Raw genomic sequence first — 19538 nt, forward strand, 5'->3', positions numbered from 1 at the left:
AGGCGCTTCAAGGAATTGGAAAGCGCTTTCGACCATAGTTGGCGCCTCCCCGAAGAGGGGGGTAAAGGCTTGAAAGTATCATAAAGAATCATCTTAACTTGTGCCCTGACCATGCTGGCAGGGGGCAACCAGGAGTCCAATATGTCTGATGTATTTCACTTGGGTTTGAAGAAAGCGGATCTGCAAGGCGCCACCCTGGCGATCGTCCCCGGTGACCCCGAGCGCGTGAAGCGTATCGCAGAGCTGTTGGATAACCCGGTGCACCTGGCCAGCCATCGTGAATTCACTACCTGGCGCGGCGAGATGGACGGCAAGGCCGTGATCATCTGCTCTACCGGTATCGGTGGCCCGTCCACCTCCATCGCGGTAGAAGAGCTGGCCCAGCTGGGCATCCGCACCTTCCTGCGTATCGGCACCACCGGCGCCATCCAGCCGCACCTGAACGTGGGTGACGTGATCGTGACCACCGGCTCCGTGCGCCTCGACGGTGCCAGCCTCCACTTCGCACCGATGGAGTTCCCGGCTGTTGCCGACTTCGACTGTACCACTGCGCTGGTGAACACCGCCAAAGAGATGGGCTCCAAGCTGCACATCGGTGTGACTGCTTCCTCTGACACCTTCTACCCGGGTCAGGAGCGTTACGACACCGTATCCGGCCGCGTAGTGAGCCGTTTCCAGGGTTCCATGAAAGAGTGGCAAGCCATGGGCGTGCTGAACTATGAGATGGAATCTGCAACCCTGCTGACCATGTGCTCCAGCCAGGGCCTGCGTGCCGGTATGGTGGCTGGCGTTATCGTCAACCGTACCCAGCAAGAGATCCCGAACGCCGAGACCATGGCGAAGACCGAATCTGATGCCATCAAGATCGTACTGGGCGCTGCCCGCAAGCTGATCTGATAGCACCACAAAGAGTGGGGGGTGGGGGCCGTTGCGAAAGCGCGGCCCCTATCTTTATCCGCCGTTTACCGCTTTTCCTCTCCCGTCACGCCTTTCACTGATCCCGTCGCACTCGCGCTGGTTGTCTCTACTTATTGCTCCTAAAAAGGCGCTGCACAGCGGATCTGCATCGGCTCGCCGCTCACCGGATGAGCAAAATCCAGCTCGCTGGCATGCAGCATCAGCCGCGGCGCCTGTTCGCAGCCGGGCGGCAGCAGGCCACCATAGAGATCGCAGCCGAGGATGGGGTGGCCCAGCAGCTGGCTGTGGATCCGCAGCTGATGGGTGCGGCCGGTTTCCGGCACCAGTCGTACCCGGGTCAAAGGCACGGTCTGCCCCTGTATCTGCTGCGCCAGCCGTTCAACCACCCGATAGCGGGAGCGGGCGGGTTTGCCGCTGGCGGCGCAGATCTTCATCAGCGGAAAGAGGGCCGGATCCTTGGCGATGGGGGCGTCGATAACTCCTTCGTCGTCAATCAGATGACCGCAGAGTAGGGCGCTGTAGGCCTTGCTTACTGCCCGCTGACTGAACTGCTGGCAGAGCAGGGCATTGATGGCCTTGTTTCTGGCCACCACCATGATGCCTGAGGTGCCAAAATCGAGGCGATGCACCAGGGTGCAGCCGGGGAAATCCTGCACCAGTCGATAGTGCACCGAGTCGAGGTTTTGCGGATTTTTGCCCGACAGGCTCAGCAGGCCGCTCGGCTTGTTGATGAGCAGCAGGTGCCCATCCTTGAACAGGGTCTCGATGGCGGCATTGCAGGGCGGGGCAATAAAGGTGTCGACGATAACGGACATAGGGGGCACGGGCAGAAAACGTGGGTCGATCATACCCGAACCGGCGCGGCCGGGCGAATGGGCGGTGCGCAGCCTCGGAAAATGAACGGGATGCGCCACACAACCTCTTGATAATGAGCTGCTTTGAGCGAGGCGGTGTGCCGTGCATACCGCCTGGGTCACCAACAAGGCCCCGTTTTGTGACCCCCTCCCGAGTTCATCCGAAGCTTGCTTGTTAAGGTATGGCTCCCTGTTAGGCCAATCTCACATCTGGAGCGCGAGTGCTATCCATCACCGAAAGTAAAAAACCTGACCTTATTTCGCACTCAATGCTCCGCGAGCGTGCAGAACGCGCGCAAAACGGAAGGTCGAGGAATTACATTGCAAAAATAGATGAATGCGAGGTTGGTTTTCTTTGCTACGAAGATTGGAGCGATCAGAAGAATGGCTTCATCTACGAAATACTTGTTCTTCCTGAGTATCGAGGTCAAGGGGCCGGTCGCAGTTTACTTGCGTACTCAGAAGCGCTAGCCAAAAGCCTTTGCTGTACATCTATTCGGCTTGAGCCCCACCCTTTTGATCGCACGATCGACTCTAGCTGGCTAGTTTCGTGGTACATCAGACAAGGATATGCATCAATGCCAAACGATCCGAGGATGATGGAAAAAATACTTGTTAGCTCATAGTTCTATTCATCATCTGCGTTCAACTCGAAGCCCATGGCCTAACAAATGGTTCAAATCGCTCGCTCGGGATCGGCTAAATCCGGCCCCTTATCCACCCCTATGTTGTAAGGACCCTCTCCATGGCACTGCCCGTTATTCTCGATTGTGATCCCGGCCACGACGACGCCATCGCCCTGATTCTGGCGCTGGCCAGCCCAGAACTTGACGTGTTGGCAGTTACCACCAGCGCGGGCAACCAGACGCCGGACAAGACCCTCAACAATGCCCTGCGCATCCTCACCTTGCTGGGGCGGGACGATATTCTGGTGGCGGCGGGGGCGCCGAAACCGCTGGCCCGCGAGTTGATCATCGCCGACAACGTCCATGGCGAATCGGGCCTCGATGGCCCCAAACTGCCGGATCCCGCCTTTGCGCCGCAGGGGATGACGGGGATCGAGTTGATGGCCAAATGTCTGCGCGAGAGCCCGCAGCCCGTGACCCTGGTGCCGACTGGACCGCTCACCAATGTCGCCCTGCTGTTGGCGGCACATCCCGAGCTCAAACCCAAGATTGCCCGCATTGTCTTGATGGGGGGCACCGCAGGGGCTGGCAACTGGACGCCTGCGGCGGAATTCAATATTTATGTGGACCCGGAAGCGGCCGATATGGTCTTTAAGTCGGGTATCCCCATCACCATGTGTGGCCTTGATGTGACCCACGAGGCGCAGGTGATGGACGAGGATATCGAGCGGGTGCGCGCCATCACCAATCCGGTGGCCCAGTGTGTGGCCGGGCTGCTCGACTTTTTCATGATCTACCATCGGGATCCCAAGTGGGGATTTGCTGGCGCGCCGCTGCACGACCCCTGTACCATTGCCTGGTTGCTGGCTCCCGAGCTGTTCCACGGGGTCGAGTGCCGGGTCGATATCGAGACCAGCGGGGAGCATACCGTGGGGATGACGGTGGTGGATCGTTATGGTCTGACCGGCAAGCCAGCCAATGCGCTGGTATTGTTGGGGCTGGATCGTCCGGGCTTTATCGATCTGCTGGTGACGCGGCTGCGGGCGTTTGACTGAGCGCCGGTTCATTTTTGCAAGAAGGGGCGGGGAATGTGGAAGAGAGGCTTGGTGCTGCTGGCCGGGTTGCAACTGACAGGCTGTGCGACGCCATTCGAGCGGATGTGGCAGGGGCTGGCGACCTGTGAATTTACCGATCTCTATGTGGATGAGACGGGCAGGCCCGCCAATCTACAACTGGCCAACTACACCCCCTACAAGGTGAGCGACGGCTTTGCCTGGTACAAGGTGCACGAGGAGCTGCACGGCCTGCCGGTGGTCGGTTTTATCGTGCCCGCTTCCAGCTTCGAAGTGCATGCTCTCTTTGTCGATACCCCCATCGCCAATGCCCGCCGGTTGACTCACAACGCCTACGGCAGCGAGTTTGGCGACGAGCAGAAGCATGACGAGGGGTTGGCGCCCCTGCTGCTGCGCGATCCGAACAACCCCAAGCGCTCCATCATCGATTGCACCAAGGGGGAGTCTGACGAGGAGTTGCAGGATTCGGCCATGCCCGAGTAGGGCGACCTGCCACACCATCAGCAATAAAATAGAGGAGCCAGCCTTGTCGGCTGGTCCCTCTTTAATTTAAAGCAGAGTGTGATTGCAGAGCGGTTCCCGGATCAGGGATAGCTCAGCGTCTCCTTGATAAGCTGCAGCTGGGCCTTGATCCACGCCGGATTGCAATAGGGTTCCCCAGTCGCAGGCCTGACTCGACGTCATTTCAGGGATAGCTCAGCGTCTCTTTGATAAGCGGCAGCTGGGCCTTGATCCACGCCGGATTGATGGGACCCCAGTCGCTGATGCGGTAGTGCCCCTGCAGGTGGCGAGCCCCCTCGGTCTGCTCGAAGGCGCAGCTGATATCGAGTTCGGCCAGCGCCGTCAGGGTATCCTGCGCGGTGCGGCGCGGCATGCCGGTCGCCTCCATGATGGCTGGCACCGTATCCGTGCCCTGGCTTATCAGCCAAGCGACATAGAGCCGCCGGTAGAAGCTGGTGCGGGTCTTGCTCGGCTCGCTCATAGCTCGTCCTCGAGACGATCGAAGTAGCGCCAGGTCGCGATGGCTGCTTTGCCCATCACCAGTGCCCAGATGCCGAACCAGAACCAGCGGAAGAAGCTCCAAGTGGAGGCGTCAGGCTCGGTGCTCTCGATCTTGGTGACGTTGGGGAACATGGAGAGCATATTGATGCGCCAGCCGTAGGAGGTGATGATGGCGAGCCGTTTTTCAAACTCCATCGACTTGGCCTTGGCCTGTACGTCGGCGGCGTTGAACTTGAAGTAGAAGGGCCAGCCCCACTCGGTATCCTCGTTGCGGAACACCCGGATCTTCTCGCCGGTGCGCTCGGTATAGATGTAGTAAACATCGGTAGTGGGGCCGTCAGCCGGGTTCTTCTGGCTGATGGGGCCATCCTTGTCGGTGCGCTTCACCTCAACCCCGGTGATGGTGGCGATGGTGTGTTCCGGCAGGTAGTAGTCGAGCCAGGTGGCGGAAACGAGGGCAATGAGCCCCAGGGCGATAAAAGCGGGTTTCTTGAATCTCAGGCTCATGATGGTCTCACGTGAGGGGGAGTGACGTGCCTCTACCATACTCACATTTGCCCCCGCAGCCCAGCCCCTTATGACACCAATGGCCAAAAAATGGCGTTTAAAACAACCACCTTCTATCTGCCTTCTCGCCACCATCCGGCAACCTTGTCCGGGCTTACCTGCCGGGCGTATGCGCTCGTCACGCAGGACACCGGAGTGAATGGGCACGGTTATTGCTGAATATTGGCTGCATGATTGGTTTCGTATGGAGTCCAGGAGGTCGAGATGATCATCAACAATCGGGTAGGCCAACCCTATCCCGTCAATAGCAAGAGTGTGCAGCCGGTATTGGATACCCCTGTGGGCACCGTGGCGGGCAGTGATGCTCAGGCAAGCCGGGAGCGGGTAACCCTCTCCGGAGCCGCCACGCCACTGACCTACTCCCGTCAGGGCGTGATGAGTACAGCAGCCTTCACTGCCCAAGGGGGGCTCTCCACCACAGAGAGCTCCTCTTCGGGCAGTGCGGCCGGTCCGCAGAGCGGCTTGACTCGTATTGCAAGGGATAGCCTGGTGGCACAGCGTCTGGGCGTGGACAAGGAGAAGCTCGACAAGATTGCACAGGCCAAGGAGGAGATCTCAAATAATCCCGAGCTGAGCATCAAGGAGAAACAGCGGATGCTGGCTGATCTCGACAAGGAGCGTGAGGCGCTGCTGCAAGAGGCCGCCGAGCGGCGCAAAGAGCGTGGTGATGAAGAGCAGCAGGTCAACGTGCAGGCATAAGTCGGGAAGGTTGAGTGAGACAGTTGCCGTCAGGCGGCAACCCATTGCCACTCAAGCTTCACATTGTGCCTCCCTCAGGAGCGATAGCGCTGGCGCAGATCGGAGGGGGCCCCTGTGTGCCCCCCGGCTCGTTTTTCCTGTGTAAATGACCTCTGAACGGCATCCGGAGTGGCCGAATAAATAAAGCCCCTTATTTATAAAATAAGGGGCTTTATTGCTATCTAGAGGCCTGCGAAGGCCTCTTTTTATCTTTCAGGCCGCGTGTCAGAGCTGGAAGTGAGAGAGCTGCTTGCGCTGCTGCTCGGCCAGATCCGACAGTTCATGGCTGGCGCTGGCACTCTGGCTGATACCGGCGGAGCTCTGGCTCACGATCTCGTGGATGTTGGTGATGTTGCGGTTGATGTCGGCAGTGACGCAGGACTGCTCCTCGGCGGCGGTGGCCACCTGGGCGTTGGCGTCGTTGATCTGGCGCACCGCACCCGTGATACCGCTCAGCAGATCCTGTACCTGCGCGGAGAGGCGCTGGTTGTTCTCGAGGATCTCCAGCGTCTCCTGAACCCCCTGATTGGCGGATTGGGACTGGCTTTGCAACTGCTCGATGATGGCCTGGATCTCCTTGGTGGAGGCCTGGGTTCTGGCCGCCAGCATCCGCACCTCGTCGGCGACGACGGCAAAACCGCGCCCGGTTTCGCCGGCACGGGCCGCCTCGATGGCCGCGTTGAGGGCCAGCAGGTTGGTCTGCTCGGAGATCCCCTGAATCACTTCAATCACCTTGCCGATCTGCTCGGACTGGGTCTTGAGGCGAGCGACGATGGCGGCGGCATCTTCCAGACTACCCGCCATCCGGCTGTTGGCGGCAATGCTCTCGCCAAACAGGGCGAGCCCCTGCTCAACCCGGCTGTTGGCATCGCGGGCCAGCTCGTCGGCCACGGCGGCGTTGTGGTTGACGTTGTCGGCCGTGCTGGAGAGCTCGGTCACCGCGGAGGCAACCTGCTCAATTTCGCCGCGCTGCTGCTGGGCGTTGGCTTCAGCCTGGGTCATCACGGCGGCCAGCTCGGTCGCAGCGGAGGCGACGTTGTTGCTGATGCCGGTCAGGGTTTCGATGGTGCTGCCAAGCTGCCCCAGAGTGAGGTTGATATCCTTGGCCAGCTGGGCCAGTTCGTTGTCACCCTCGACCCTGGCGCGGACGTTGAAGCGACCCTGCGCGACGGCGTGCATCACGCTCTGCAGCTGGCCGATGGGGCTGACGATGCGGCCGGAGAGCCACCAGCCACACAGCAGTGCCGCCAGCAGGGCGACGGCCGTGAGCAGCAGGGTGCGCAGCAGGGTGGCATGGTAGTGGGCCTGCTCCTGCGCCAGCTCGCTCTGGGTCAGCTGGTTGATGTGGGCCGACATGGTGTCGATCTCTTTGATGAGCTGTTCGCCCAGCTCGCGGAACTGGAGGCGGGCGGCCTCATATGCTGCGGCATCGCCACCCCCCTGATGCTTTTGGGTCAGCAGCGGCAGCATGTTGTTGCGGGTGTGGCCAAGGTAGGCCTGCAGGGCTGCGGCCACCTGACGGTTATCCTGCTCAGCGCCCGGGATCACCAGACGGCCGAGAATGGTGGTGATCTCCTGCTCGGCACTGTTGAGGTTGGCGGGCAGGGCGGCAAACTGGGCCGCGTCGTAGAGGCCGTAGATGGCGCTGGTGCGCAGCCGGTAGGTGGCGTGGATCAGCCTGGCAATGTCGTCCTTGTTGCGCACCACGCTCTGGGTCGTCTCATCTATGTCACTAATGGCTTCGTCCAGACCCTGTTTGCTGATGGCAATCATCACCATCATCAGCAGGCTGGCCAGCAGCAGCGGTATCAGTACCTGAATTCTTATTGATAGATTATTCAATGACATATGAGACGTAACCCCGAAAATGAAGGAGGCGCTATCTTACACAGCCGCGACAGGGGGTGTCACAGCCTTTTCTTGCTGAAATATGCTGAAAGCAAAGGTTTTTTCTTGTCTGAAAAGCGCGGGATGGGCAAGATGACAGGCTTGCTCAAATAACATTCCGGCGCCGTTTACCGCAGCCTGATCCTCGTTTGCTACCCTGTTTTGCCATGGAGGTTTGTCGTGTCCAGCTGGATTGATCCGGCCATTCTGGCGCTCTTTATCCCCACTTTCTTCTTTGTCTCCGTCACCCCCGGCATGTGCATGACTCTGGCGATGACGCTGGGGATGAGCCTTGGCGTGCGCCGCACCCTGCACATGATGTGGGGCGAGCTGATCGGCGTCGGGCTGGTGTCGGTGCTCTCGGTGATCGGGGTGGCGGCCATCATGCTCAACTACCCGGCTATCTTCGCCGCCTTCAAATATGTGGGCGGTGCCTATCTCATCTGGCTCGGCATCCAGATGTGGCAGGCCAAGGGGAAGATGGCTATTCCGGCCGATCTCGCGGCCGGGCAGCAGAGCAGCCCCATGGGGCTGGCGCTGCAGGGCTTTGTCACTGCCATTGCCAACCCCAAGGGGTGGGCCTTCATGATCTCCCTGCTCCCCCCCTTTATCTCGGCCAGCCGACCGATGGCGCCGCAGATCACCGCATTGGTGGCGCTGATTTTGGTCATCGAGTTTTCCTGCCTGCTGCTCTACGCCAGCGGCGGTCGCACCCTGCGCCACTTCCTCGCCAAGAGCGGCAACGTCACCCTGATGAACCGCATCGCCGGTACCCTGATGCTGGGAGTGGGGGGCTGGCTGGCGCTCGGGTAAGAGCCGTCAGTGACCCATGCCACCAAAGAAAAATGCCACCGCAAGGTGGCATTTTTTTATGAAAGCAAAGTGGCTCAGCGGGACTTGAAACGCTCGACCCAGGGGTTGGCGGTGAGGCCATGCAGGATGACGCTCAGGATGATGGTGCAGAGCACGGTGGCGATGATGGGGCGCTGGCCGATAAGGGCCGGCTCGTTTTGCAGCACCATCACCGCAAAGACGATGCTGGCAAGCCCACGCGGCCCGAACCAGCCGATAAAGAGCTTGAGCTCCGGCTTGAGGCCGGTACCGATGAGGCTCAGCCAGACCGGCACCATCCGCAGCAGGGTGAGGCTGGCTGCCGCATAGAGCCAGAACTGCCAGTGCAGCAGCTCCGGCAGGATGGGCATCAGGGTGGCGCCAAACACCATCCAGATCACCACCGAGAGCAGATCGCCATACCCCTCGCAGCTATCCATATAGGCGTGTTTGTGCTCGCCAAGGCGCCGTCCCATCAGCAAACCACCGACGAAGGCGGCGATAAAACCGCTGCCACCGAGAGTCTGGGCCAGCGCAAAGCAGAGCAGGGCCAGCCCGGGCATGGTGAGCTGACGCCAGAGCGGCAGTTGCCAGCCGTTGAGATAGGAGACTTTCAGCAGCCGGACGGTGAGGACGGTCAGCACGAAGGCGACCAAAAGACCGATACCGATCTCCTCCAGCATCAGGGTGATGGCCAGCGCTGCAGTGCCGGTGTGCTCCTCGGTGGGGGCGATAAGAGCGAGCAGCAGGAGCAGCACAGGCACGCAGATGCCGTCGTTGAGGCCACTCTCCTGATTGAGCCCTTCGCGCAGTGGTGCCGGTACCGCCGGGTTGCTCACCACCGCCTTGCCGAGCGCCGCATCGGTGGGGGCAAGAATGGTGGAGAGGATGGCCATCTCCAGGAGCGGCAGGTCAGGGAAGAGCCAGTGACCAAACAGGGCGCCACAGAGCAGGGTGAGGGGGAGGCCGATCAGCAGCAGCCGGATGGGGAGCTGGCGGTTGGCCAGCAGCACCTGCCAGTTGGTGTTGGCGGCATCGTTGAACAGCACGATCACCAAAGTCAGCTCTGCCAGCAGCTTGATGCCGGCGCTGTCGATGGAGAGGGAGACAAGTTCCAGCCCTCCCGGCCCCAGCAGCCAGCCACTCAGCAGAAAGAGCAGGGGGCCGTTGATCAGTTTTGACTCGAAGCGCCCCGCGATCAGGCTGTAGAGCAGTAAAAAGGCGGCGATCACCGCCAGGTTCTGGTAAAGCAGGTGTGCATCCATACAACCTCCTTTCTGCCCTTGGGGGCGGTTTAATCGGTCAGGCAGTCCGGGTCGAACACATACTCGCCGTCCAGCCAGCGCACGATTTCATCGACGCAAGCCTGATCGCGAAACGGCAGGTAGCGCGCCTTGAGGGTGGCAATCTGCTCGGGAGTGAGCCGGGCCAGCCCCAGATCCTGAAACAGCGGCAGGTCGGCCTCAATCATCGCCGAGATCTGCGGGCCGCAGGTGGCGTTGAGGGAGGCGTGCAGCGCCTTGTCGGGATCATACTGCTTGCCGAGCTTGTAGCTCATCGGCAGGGTGGCGAGCGGCAGGGCGGAGAGCGCCGCCTGCTTCATCGGGTTGACCGCATGGCCGGAGAGCTGATCCGCCAGCTCGGCAGGGCGGTTTTCGAAGGCGCGCAGATAGAGGTAGCTGCTCGCCTTGCTGCCATCGTTGACCGGGTAGTTGTCCCACAGGAAGGGTTTGCGGCCGAGCAGTTCGGTCACTTGTTTGAGGTGTGCTGCCGGATACTCGGTCGAGCAGACCTTGGGGCCGGTCCAGAAGATCTCGAAGCGGCGGTCGAGCTGCTCGCCAATCTCCTCCAGATAGCGGGGTGGCATGGCGCCGAACACCTTCTCCAGCACCGGATCGGTCGAGTAGTAGCTGGGGCAGAAGATGAGGCGGCTCGCCTTGCTGTGGGCCGCAATGTCGTGGGCGATGGTGAGCTGGTGCCGGGCCAGGTCCGGGGTATCCCCCTTCATGTCGTCAAACAGCACTGCCAGAATGTCGGGTTGCAGCACTTCGTCGATAAGGCGCACCTTCTCGAGCAGCGCCGGGCGCTTGCGATCATAGTCGTGATGCGCCCCCATGGGGCTCAAGCCCACCCCGAAGGCGAGCCCGTTGGCGCGGCACTGGCGTGCCAGTTCGGCGAGATCCGCCAGCTGCTGCTCGGGCCAGGGGAGGGCCCAGTGCTTGCGCAGATAGCCATCCTCTTTCGGGGCGTAGATATAGAAGCCGTAACCGTGGCGCGGCAGCCACTGGGCGTAGCGGGCACGGGCCTGCCAGCTCCATCCCTTGCCAAAAAAGCCCTCGATCACCCCCAGATTGGCAGAGGGGGGCAGCAGACCGGACTGCAAACTCTGATATGGCATAACTCTCTCCCTTCTTGCTGGGGGACTTGATACGGGCCGGTCGTCTAGACCGGATCCTCTTCCTGAAAACGAACCCCGATCTTGACGGGAATGCTCTCATCCATTTCGGCCACGGTTCAGATCAGGCCCTGCCACTCGATGTTGTCACCGACTACCAGATTATCGCCAAGCTGGCTGGCAATAAAATCGCCCAGTGTCTGATCCGCCACCTCGCTCACATCCAGCCCGTAGATAGGGGCGAGATCCACCAGTCGCGCCGCGGCATCCAGCTGGAAGTCACCGAAGAAGCGCGGGCCGAGATCCTGCTCCGGCGCCTGGCTAAAGAGCTGGCCAAGGGCGGGCAGATCGCGCTCATGGCCGATGACGCAGAGGATATCGTCCGCCTGCAGGCAGGTACTACCCGAGGGGTGGAGCAGCTCGCGGCCGCGAAACAGGGCGCTGACCCGGGTGCCGGCAGGCATGCGCAGATCCCGCAGCGGCGAGCCGATGCACCACTTCTCTTCCCCCAGCTGGTAGACGAAGGTCTCCCACTGGCTGTCGAGATCGATCTCGAGCCCCGAGCGGTTGATGGGGGACGGTGGGGCCGGTACTTCCACCCGCGCCAGTTTTGAGGCCAGCGGCAGCGAGCTGCCCTGCAAAATCAGCGAGACCAGCACCACGAAGAAGGCGACGTTGAAGTAGAGCTGGGCGTTGGGCAGCCCCGCCATCATGGGGAATACCGCCAGAATGATGGGCACCGCGCCGCGCAGGCCAACCCAGGAGATAAACCAGCGTTCGCGCGGGGCAAAGTTCTTGAACGGCAGCAGCCCGATCCAGACCGAGATGGGGCGGGCAAAGAGGATCATCCACATCGCCAGCGCCAGTGCCGGCAGGGCGATGGGCAGCAGCTTGTGGGGCGAGGCGAGCAGCCCCAGCACCAGAAACATGCCGATCTGGCTGAGCCAGGTCAGGCCATCCAGCACCGACAAGGTAGTGCTGCGACTGCGCAGGGAGAGGTTGCCGAGCAACAGACCGGTGAGATAGATGGCGAGGATGCCGCTGCCACCCACCGCTGTGGTGAGGGCGAAGATGAGCAGGCCGCCGCTCACTGTGAGCAGTGGGTAGAGACCAGGAGCCAGGCGGGCGGTGTTGATCAGCCGCCACAGCAGCCAGCCACCGGCAAGGCCGATCCCGGCACCAAGGCCGAACTGTTTGATGAGCTGCAGCAGCAGAAAACCGGCGTTGAGATCCTGCTGGCTGCTGGCCAGCACCTCGATCAGGGTGACGGTGAGAAAGACCGCCATGGGGTCGTTGCTGCCCGATTCTATCTCCAGCGTCGCGCTCACCCGCTCGTTGAGGCTGCGCCCGCCGAGCAGGGAGAAGACTGCCGCCGCATCGGTGGAGCCGACGATGGCGCCGATCAGCATCCCCTGCATCAGGTTGAGGTCAAACAGCCAGGCGGCAGCGAGCCCGGTCAGGCCGGTGGTGATGGCTACCCCGACCGTTGCCAGCGACAGGGCTGGCCAGAGCGCCACCCGGAATGAGGAGACCCGGGTGCGCATGCCGCCGTCGAGCAGGATGATGGCCAGCGCCAGGTTGCCCACCAGATAGGCGATGGAGTAGTCGGCGAAGTGGATGCCGCCGGGGCCATCTTCCCCCGCCAGCATACCGACGGCGAGGAAGATGACCAGAATGGGAATACCGAGACGGGAAGAGAGCGCGCTTAGCAGGACACTGGCTCCAACCAACAGGGCACCGACAAAAAAGAAACTGTTGATGGTCACGGCATCCAAGGGCGAACTCCTTTCTGACTAACGGCAAAGTAGGCACATTATATGCACTTAAGACCCCCTTGTGTGGTTTAATCGTGCATTAATTTGCATCTTTTGACATTTTTTCACCACTCGCGCGCCATCTTCTGACCCCGCAGAGTGGGTGAGAGGGGATGTTGGCAGTGATGGTCAGATGGAAACCTGACGCCGGGGGAGTAGCGGCAAGGGGAGGAGATAAACAGGAGAAAAAGAGAAGGGAGCACACTGGTGCTCCCCGGATGGCACGACTCAGTCGTCGTCATCGTCCTTCACTTCACGGATCTTGTCCTTGTATTTGGGCAACTGCTTCTCCAGCCGTTTCATGTCTTTGATGGCGTTGAGAAACAGCCCGAGCAGAAAGAGCAGTGGCAGCCCTATCCAGAGCCAGAGATTCATGTGCTACTCCTTTCATCGCAGGGCAATTCAGTGGATGGCAAGGTGACGTAACGAGCCAGGATCTTGTCCAGATTGGCCAGAATGGTCGCCTTGCCTTCAATATCCGCCTGTTGCAGGCAAAGTGCCAGCACAGCCGGGTCGAGCTGCTGCTCGCCCGCTTCGGGGGCGAAGCTGATGTGCCACGGCTCGTAGGCGACGCCACTGCCTGCGCCGACCGGTTTGGCGTAAGGCAGGAAGAAACCGAAATCCCCCATATGGTCGGTGAGCCACTCGCTCAAGTCGGCAAACCAGCCCCCGGCTTCATACTCCCAGGGCTCCAGCGCCAGTTTGGTGTCTGCCGGCAGGCAGTCCGGGTCATAGATGTCGAGATCGGTGCCCCAGTGGTGGCGACTGGTGCCGGGCAGGGCGCTCCAGCGCAAAATAGCGTGCAGCCGCTCCTCCTCGCCGAGTTGCAGGGCATCGATGGGCTGACAGTTGGCATCGAGCAGCGGTCGCTCGCCGCGCCACTTGCCATTCCAGATGGCGAGCTGGCGATCAAAACCGCGCCAGCTGGAGGCAGGTTGCAGGTTGAAACCGGCGTGGGCGGCGGCCACCTGCATGTCGTTGAAGGAGGCTGCCGCCGCCGGGGTCAGGCGGTGGGGGCCGCGCCCCACCACAATAAGGTGGCTCTCGTCGAGCCCCATCAGCTGTTCCTGTGTCATGCCAGCAGTCGCTCCAGCACCCCTTGGTACATGTCGGCCAGAAGATCCAGATCGTCCGCCTTCACGCACTCGTTCACCTTGTGGATGGTGGCGTTGACCGGGCCGAGTTCGATCACTTCGGCGCCGGTGGGGGCGATAAAGCGCCCGTCGGAGGTGCCGCCGGTGGTGAGCAGGGCTGGCTGCTGGCCATTGACCGCCTCGATGGCAGAGACCGCCGCCGCCAGCAGTTTGCCGGTATCGGTGAGGAACGGCTGGCCGGAGAGGGTCCAGTTCAGCTGGTAATCGAGACCGTGTCTATCCAGCAGCGCCTCGACCCGCTCGCGGATATCCAGGTCGGTCAGTTCGGTGCTGAAGCGGAAGTTGAACTGGACGTGCAGTTCGCCGGGAATGACGTTGGAGGCGCCGGTACCCGCCTGAATGTTGGCGATCTGGAAGCTGGTGGGGGGGAAGTAGGCGTTGCCCTCATCCCACACGGTGGCGGCGAGTTCAGCCAGCGCTGGCGCGGCTTTGTGAATGGGGTTGTCCGCCAGATGGGGATAGGCGACATGGCCCTGCACCCCGCGCACCAGCAGATCGCCGGTGATGGAGCCGCGGCGGCCATTTTTCACCACATCCCCGACCACGGCGGTGGAGGAGGGCTCGCCGACGATGCACCAGGTGATCTTCTCGTTACGCGCTTCCAGGGTGTCGATCACCCGGGTGGTGCCATTGATAAAGGGCCCCTCCTCATCGGAGGTGATAAGGAAGGCGATCGACCCGGTGTGATCCGGATGCTCGGCCACAAAGCGCTCGACCGCCACCACCATGGCTGCCAGCGAGCCCTTCATGTCGGCGGCGCCACGGCCGTAGAGCACGCCATCCCGGATGGTCGGCTCGAACGGCGGGGTGTGCCATTTGTCCAGCGGGCCGGCAGGCACCACGTCGGTGTGACCGGCGAAGCAGAAGAGCGGCCCCTCGCTGCCACGGCGGGCCCAGAGGTTGGTGGTGTCTTCAAATACCATGGGCTCGATAACAAAGCCGAGTTTGGCGAGGCGCTCCGCCATCAGGGTCTGGCACCCTTCATCCAGCGGGGTAACGGAGGGGCGGCGGATCAGATCCTTGGCCAGTGCGATGACATCCGACATCAGTTGTCCTTAGTTGTCCTTAACGGGAGAAGAGGGATTGGTAGTGATCGGCCTTGAAACCCAGGGTCAGCTCGCCGTCACGATCCAGCAGCGGGCGCTTGATCATCGCCGGGTGCTCCAGCAGCAGGGCGCGCGCCTTGGCGGTGTCGAGCCCCTGTTTGGCCTCATCCGGCAGAGCGCGGAAGGTGGTGCCGCGGCTGTTGAGCAGCGCTTCCCAGCCGAGCTTGGCCAGCCAGCGGTCGAGATCGTCCGGGTTCAGGCCATCGGCGCGGTGGTCGTGAAAGCGGTAGTCGATGCCGGCTTCATCCAGCCACTTGCGGGCTTTCTTGATGGTGTCGCAGTTCTTGATGCCATAGAGGGTGGTGGCCATGGGGAGTCCTTCTCTTGTGGGCGCTGGCCGTGGCCGCGCCCGAAAATCCGAATCAACAGAGTGCAAGGGCCCGATTCTGGCATTGTGGCGATCCCATGGCAACGCTGATGGCACCGTCGGAAGGGGCGAGAGGAGGAAACGCGGGGAGCCAGATAGCCAGAACGCGCCGGGTGGCGCGCTCTGGAGAGGCAGAAGAGTATCTCTTCTGTGCTGCCGGGGGCAGCTGGTATCAGTGCAGCGGATGCCAGGGGTGATCAAAGACCCGGGCGCGTTCCCAGGGGGCGTCGGGCAGACTGGAGGAGAGGCCGCTGTATTTGCCCACATCGTCCACCACGATGGCGGAGAGGATTGGCAGATGGTTTTCGGTGCAGTACATGCGAACACGCTGCAGCAGGGTGCGCAGTTCGTCCTGACGCTGCTCCAGTCCGGCCAGTTTGGCCAGTTTGGAGTAACGAATGGTGGTGCGTTCCTTTGCAGACTCGACGAGGATATCCCACAGCTGATAATCGCAGGTCGAGACACCTGCGGTGGCTTGGTTTGTCATAACTCTCTCCGGCGCGAAATGGTCGCTCTTGTCGATGCGCATCTTGGCCGCTTCGGGGGCTGCTTATGTTGATCCAACGCAAAAAAGAGGGGAGTCGCGTTACACAATTCCCGATTAAACCGTGTAAAACGGTTCTCGGTAGTGTGAATGATGAAAAAGTGTTACCTGCTCGACATATTATGCTGTCTGATAGTGGTGATGGCCCCTTTATTGATGGGGATCAAAGGCAAGTTCTGGTCAGATCACTAGATTTCGCTCTTCGATAAATTTATCAGGAGTGAATATTGGAACTCGTCTTCGTCTTGCTCGTACTGGTTGCCGTGGTCTACGGCATCATCAAGGATTACAACCCGCAGGCGGTGCTGGCATTGGCCGGTATGGCCATTTTCACCCTGGCCTACTGGCTGGGATTGCACCCCATTCTGCCCGCTGACAAGAGCACCGGCTTCGCCCTGTTCGATCTGTTCGAAGTGTTCAAGGGGATCTTCTCCTACCGTGCGGCGGGCCTCGGCCTCACCATCATGGCGGTGGCCGGCTTTGCTACCTACATGTCCCATATCGGTGCCTCCCAGGCGCTGGTGCGGGTGGCGGTCAAACCGGTGGCAGGCATTCAGTCCAGCTACCTGATGCTCTCCATCTGCTATCTGGTGGCGGTCTTTGTCTCCCTGTTCGTTACCTCCGCCACCGGCCTTGGTCTGCTGTTGATGGTCACCATGTATCCGGTGATGCGCAACCTCGGTATCAGTCCGGCCTCCGCCTGTGGCGTCATCGCCACCTCCCAGGCGTTCGAGATTGGCCCGACCCAGACCAACGCCATCTTCTCCGCCGGCCAGTCCGGCATGGATCCGACCAGCTATTTCGTTGACTACCAGATCTGGCTGGTGGCCCCCATGCTGCTGGTGACCATGGTGCTGCACTTCTTCTGGCAGCGCCACTGTGACCGCAAGGATGGCTGGGATCCGGCCCAGCATCGCGGCGAACACGCCGAGCTGGACGAGCAGGGCACCGACGCGGTAGCGGCGCCCACCTGGTATGCCCTGCTGCCTATCATCCCCTTCGTGCTGATGATGACCTTCTCCAAACTGCTGGTGACCACCATCAGCGTCAGTGTGGAAGTGGCGATGCTGCTGTCGGTCTTTATCGGCATGTTGTGTGAGCTGCTGCGAACCCGCTCGGTGCGCACCGCCTTCGCCGGGCTCTCCAGCTTCCTCGACGGCATGGGCAAGGTGTTTGGCCCGGTAGTGGCGCTGATCGTCTGTGCCGAGCTGTTTGCCGAATCCCTCAAAGCCATCGGCGCCATCGATACCCTGCTGCATTCAGCCAGCAATGCTGGCATCGGCAGCGGCCTGATGACCCTGGTGATGGTGGGCCTCATCATGGTGGCGGCGGTGATCATGGGTTCTGGCAACGCGGCGTTCCTCAGCTTCTCGACTCTGGCACCTGCCGTGGCGGCCAAATTCGGCGTACCTGCGGTGACCATGCTGCTGCCGATGCAGCTCGCCTCCAGTATCGGCCGCACCGTCTCCCCGATTGCGGCGGTGCTGATCGCCTGTGCGGGCATCGCCAAGGTCTCCCCCTTCGTGGTGGTCAAGCGCACCTGCGTGCCCATGGCGGGGGCGCTGGTGACGGCGCTGACCCTCAACTATCTGCTGTTCATGTAAAAGCTGTGGTTTACAGGGCGGTCGGCCACCCGGTTCGGGCTGGTCGACCGCTGTTGGCAAGGCGGGTGTAACAGCCCGCCGTTCCGCATTGTTGCAAAAACAAGCTGCTTTTATCGCAGATTGTTTCATGGAGAAGATAATGACCAACCTCACGCGCCCGTTTTCCCTCGATACCTATCTGGCCGATCTGGCCCCGCTCATCAACCTCGATTGCGGCACCCGCACCCCGGCCGGGGTGGCCAAAGTGGCCGACATCATGACCGAGAAATATGAGGCCATCGGCTGGCAGGTGACCCGCCACCAGTTCGCCGCCGAGTGTGGCCCCTGCCTCGAGGCAACCAATGCCCCGGGGGCCGATCACTACGACGTGATGCTGGTGGGCCACATGGATACCGTCTTCCCCGAGGGGACGGCGGCCAAGCGCCCGCTCAAGATTGCAGGCAATCAGGCCTTTGGCCCGGGCGTCTCGGACATGAAGAGCGGCCTGCTCTCCACCTGGTATGCCCTGAAAGAGATGGATCCGGCGCAGCTGGCCAAGCTCAGGGTGCTGGTCTGCTGCAACTGCGACGAGGAGATTGGCTCCCCCTGGTCCAAAGATTGGCTGGTGGAAAAAGCCAGGCAGAGCGGCTGCGTGCTGGTGGCCGAAGCAGCCCGTCCCAATGGGGATCTCATCAGCGCCCGCAAGGGCAATGCCAAGTACCGTATTACCTTCCACGGCAAGGCCTCCCACGCTGGTTCGGCGCTGACCGAAGGGGTCTCCGCCATCACCGAACTCGCGCATTGGGTGCTGGCCATCAACGAGCAGGTCAATATGGAGACCGGCACCACCATGAACGTCGGCGTGGTACAGGGCGGCACCGGCGTCAACGTGGTGCCCGACTTTGCCGAGGCGATCGTCGATCTGCGCTTCTGGAGCAATGCAGAGGCGGCAGCGGTGCACGAGCGGCTCACCTTTATGGCCAACAACCCCTTCCTTGCGGGCTGTCGGGTCGAGGTGGATCGCCAGACCTTCAAGCCGGCGATGCGCCCGAGTGGCGACACCGAGGCCGTGATGGCGCTGGTGGAGGCGGCAGCCAAGGAGGAGGGGATCACCTTCAACTGGCTGGAGGCCGGTGGCGGCTCGGATGCCAACTTTACCGCAGCGGCGGGTGTGCCGTCGCTGGATGGTTTCGGCCCCATGGGCGGCGGTTTCCACTCGGAGGCGGAATTCCTGCTGCTCGATAGCATCGAGCCGCGCATCCGCCTGCTGCAGCGGGTGCTGGGCAAGCTGGCCAAATAGGTCGGCGTCAAAGACAAGCAAAACGGGAGGCCATCGCCTCCCGTTTTTTATCTGCCGTACCGGTGCAGAGACATCGAACAGCGCTGCGCCGCTACCCCTCATCCTCCAGCAGATAGGCAAGTTGTTCCTGACGGGCAAGCTGCCAGTGGCCGAGCACCAGCGGCGCCGCAAAGCCCGGGCCGTCGGTCACCATGGTGTGGTACTCCCCCTGCTCGCCGCAGGCATCGAAGCCCCGGGTTGCTGCCAGCTGCTGCAACTCGGCCAGGGTGGCCGCATCCAGCGTGCGTCCCACCCACTCGGAGGCCAACACTTTGGTATCGACGCAGGAGAGGTGGGCGACGATGCCGCGGGCCAGCAGATCCGCCAGCAGAGCCTCGCGGGAGAGTTGCCAGAGCGGTGTATGCACGGTGAGACCAAGCGGGCGACAGCGCTCGCGGATCCAGTTAGGCGCGCCGCCCACGCTGTCGATATCGCCGGTGACCACCCCATCGAGTTGCCACTCCTCCTTGAGCTTGGCCAGCGCCCGCTCATAACCGAGATCGAACGGCGCCTCTATGGTGACCAGCAGATGGGGCAGCGCGAGGGCCGCCGCCTGTCGACGTACTTGCGACAGGGGATGGGCCAGAAAGCGGGGGGCAGGGGGGGCAAAGGTAGCCAGTGCCACCACCTGATGGCCCGCTTCACGGGCATGGCAGAGGGCCTGCATGGCATCCTTGCCGCCGCTCCAGAGTACGATGACGCGAGACATGGGGAAGATTCCGCAAAGAAAAGAGGGGCCA

20 protein-coding genes and 1 pseudogene are annotated in these 19538 nt (G+C 61.7%); 8 read left to right on the forward strand and 13 right to left on the reverse strand.

Annotation, left to right across the window (positions count from 1 at the left end; genetic code table 11):
* Positions 1–141 precede the first annotated feature (141 nt).
* On the forward strand, positions 142–897 hold the full coding sequence (udp, locus tag WE862_RS11130; RefSeq protein ID WP_005337975.1) for a uridine phosphorylase: 756 nt from the start codon (positions 142–144) through the stop codon (positions 895–897).
* A gap of 140 nt (positions 898–1037) precedes the next feature.
* On the opposite strand, the gene WE862_RS11135 is transcribed toward udp, so the two are convergent.
* Entirely contained in the window at positions 1038–1733 is a 696-nt protein-coding gene (locus WE862_RS11135) for an RluA family pseudouridine synthase (RefSeq protein ID WP_156128793.1), read from the reverse strand.
* Between the two features lie 260 nt (positions 1734–1993).
* Between WE862_RS11135 and WE862_RS21365 the strand changes: the two genes are divergently transcribed.
* The 3 genes from WE862_RS21365 to WE862_RS11145 all read left to right on the forward strand — a co-directional run bounded on the left by WE862_RS21365 (position 1994) and on the right by WE862_RS11145 (position 3954).
* Positions 1994–2398 carry a GNAT family N-acetyltransferase gene (locus WE862_RS21365; RefSeq protein WP_082035506.1) on the forward strand — a complete coding sequence of 135 codons (405 nt, stop codon included), beginning with the start codon at positions 1994–1996 and terminating at the stop codon, positions 2396–2398.
* 119 nt (positions 2399–2517) lie between these two features.
* Positions 2518–3453, forward strand: coding sequence for a pyrimidine-specific ribonucleoside hydrolase RihA (gene rihA / locus WE862_RS11140; protein ID WP_042032505.1), 936 nt, complete (start codon positions 2518–2520; stop codon positions 3451–3453).
* 33 nt (positions 3454–3486) lie between these two features.
* Complete coding sequence (locus tag WE862_RS11145; protein WP_042032507.1) at positions 3487–3954, forward strand: hypothetical protein; 468 nt, start codon at positions 3487–3489, stop codon at positions 3952–3954.
* A gap of 202 nt (positions 3955–4156) precedes the next feature.
* Here the strand turns inward: WE862_RS11145 and WE862_RS11150 are convergent, their stop codons facing one another.
* Both WE862_RS11150 and WE862_RS11155 read right to left on the reverse strand, forming a co-directional pair.
* Complete coding sequence (locus tag WE862_RS11150) at positions 4157–4453, reverse strand: winged helix-turn-helix domain-containing protein (RefSeq protein WP_005337957.1); 297 nt, start codon at positions 4451–4453, stop codon at positions 4157–4159.
* A complete protein-coding gene (locus WE862_RS11155) occupies positions 4450–4980 on the reverse strand; it encodes a DUF1523 family protein (RefSeq protein ID WP_042032508.1) in 531 nt (176 codons plus the stop codon). Before WE862_RS11155 ends, WE862_RS11150 begins: the two co-directional genes overlap by 4 nt.
* Before the next feature lie 264 nt (positions 4981–5244).
* Between WE862_RS11155 and WE862_RS11160 the strand changes: the two genes are divergently transcribed.
* A complete protein-coding gene (locus WE862_RS11160; protein WP_042032510.1) occupies positions 5245–5739 on the forward strand; it encodes a hypothetical protein in 495 nt (164 codons plus the stop codon).
* Between the two features lie 264 nt (positions 5740–6003).
* On the opposite strand, the gene WE862_RS11165 is transcribed toward WE862_RS11160, so the two are convergent.
* Positions 6004–7626, reverse strand: coding sequence for a methyl-accepting chemotaxis protein (locus tag WE862_RS11165; RefSeq protein ID WP_042032512.1), 1623 nt, complete (start codon positions 7624–7626; stop codon positions 6004–6006).
* 219 nt (positions 7627–7845) lie between these two features.
* On the opposite strand from WE862_RS11165, the gene WE862_RS11170 reads away from it, so the two are divergent.
* On the forward strand, positions 7846–8478 hold the full coding sequence (locus tag WE862_RS11170) for a LysE family translocator (protein WP_042032514.1): 633 nt from the start codon (positions 7846–7848) through the stop codon (positions 8476–8478).
* Positions 8479–8552: 74 nt separating this feature from the next.
* Here the strand turns inward: WE862_RS11170 and WE862_RS11175 are convergent, their stop codons facing one another.
* From WE862_RS11175 to WE862_RS11210, 8 genes and pseudogenes are all read right to left on the reverse strand, one after another.
* Positions 8553–9761 (reverse strand): cation:proton antiporter, encoded by a 1209-nt coding sequence (locus tag WE862_RS11175; RefSeq protein WP_042032516.1) that lies wholly within the window; start codon positions 9759–9761, stop codon positions 8553–8555.
* Between the two features lie 29 nt (positions 9762–9790).
* A complete protein-coding gene (locus WE862_RS11180; RefSeq protein WP_042032518.1) occupies positions 9791–10894 on the reverse strand; it encodes a beta-N-acetylglucosaminidase domain-containing protein in 1104 nt (367 codons plus the stop codon).
* A gap of 44 nt (positions 10895–10938) precedes the next feature.
* Positions 10939–12666, reverse strand: a pseudogene (locus tag WE862_RS11185) (potassium/proton antiporter).
* Positions 12667–12933: 267 nt separating this feature from the next.
* Entirely contained in the window at positions 12934–13080 is a 147-nt protein-coding gene (locus tag WE862_RS11190; protein WP_104015276.1) for a hypothetical protein, read from the reverse strand.
* On the reverse strand, positions 13077–13781 hold the full coding sequence (locus tag WE862_RS11195) for a M15 family metallopeptidase (protein ID WP_042032521.1): 705 nt from the start codon (positions 13779–13781) through the stop codon (positions 13077–13079). Before WE862_RS11195 ends, WE862_RS11190 begins: the two co-directional genes overlap by 4 nt.
* Positions 13778–14905 (reverse strand): succinyl-diaminopimelate desuccinylase, encoded by a 1128-nt coding sequence (dapE, locus tag WE862_RS11200; RefSeq protein ID WP_042032523.1) that lies wholly within the window; start codon positions 14903–14905, stop codon positions 13778–13780. The genes WE862_RS11195 and dapE overlap by 4 nt, the downstream gene beginning before the upstream one ends.
* A gap of 19 nt (positions 14906–14924) precedes the next feature.
* Positions 14925–15275, reverse strand: coding sequence for an ArsC family reductase (locus WE862_RS11205; RefSeq protein WP_033112826.1), 351 nt, complete (start codon positions 15273–15275; stop codon positions 14925–14927).
* A 229-nt stretch (positions 15276–15504) separates the two neighbouring features.
* The gene (locus WE862_RS11210; protein ID WP_033112827.1) at positions 15505–15819 is read right to left on the reverse strand and encodes a hypothetical protein; all 315 of its coding nucleotides are present in this window, start codon (positions 15817–15819) and stop codon (positions 15505–15507) included.
* 284 nt (positions 15820–16103) lie between these two features.
* Here WE862_RS11210 and dcuC point away from each other — a divergent pair, with 284 nt between their 5' ends.
* A complete protein-coding gene (gene dcuC / locus WE862_RS11215) occupies positions 16104–17480 on the forward strand; it encodes a C4-dicarboxylate transporter DcuC (RefSeq protein WP_042032525.1) in 1377 nt (458 codons plus the stop codon).
* Between the two features lie 139 nt (positions 17481–17619).
* Positions 17620–18759, forward strand: coding sequence for a M20 family metallopeptidase (locus WE862_RS11220; RefSeq protein ID WP_198493512.1), 1140 nt, complete (start codon positions 17620–17622; stop codon positions 18757–18759).
* Positions 18760–18850: 91 nt separating this feature from the next.
* Here the strand turns inward: WE862_RS11220 and WE862_RS11225 are convergent, their stop codons facing one another.
* Entirely contained in the window at positions 18851–19507 is a 657-nt protein-coding gene (locus WE862_RS11225) for a hypothetical protein (protein ID WP_042032529.1), read from the reverse strand.
* Positions 19508–19538 lie beyond the last annotated feature (31 nt).

It is taken from the genome of Aeromonas jandaei (genome assembly GCF_037890695.1).
GTDB classification, from domain to species: domain Bacteria; phylum Pseudomonadota; class Gammaproteobacteria; order Enterobacterales; family Aeromonadaceae; genus Aeromonas; species Aeromonas jandaei.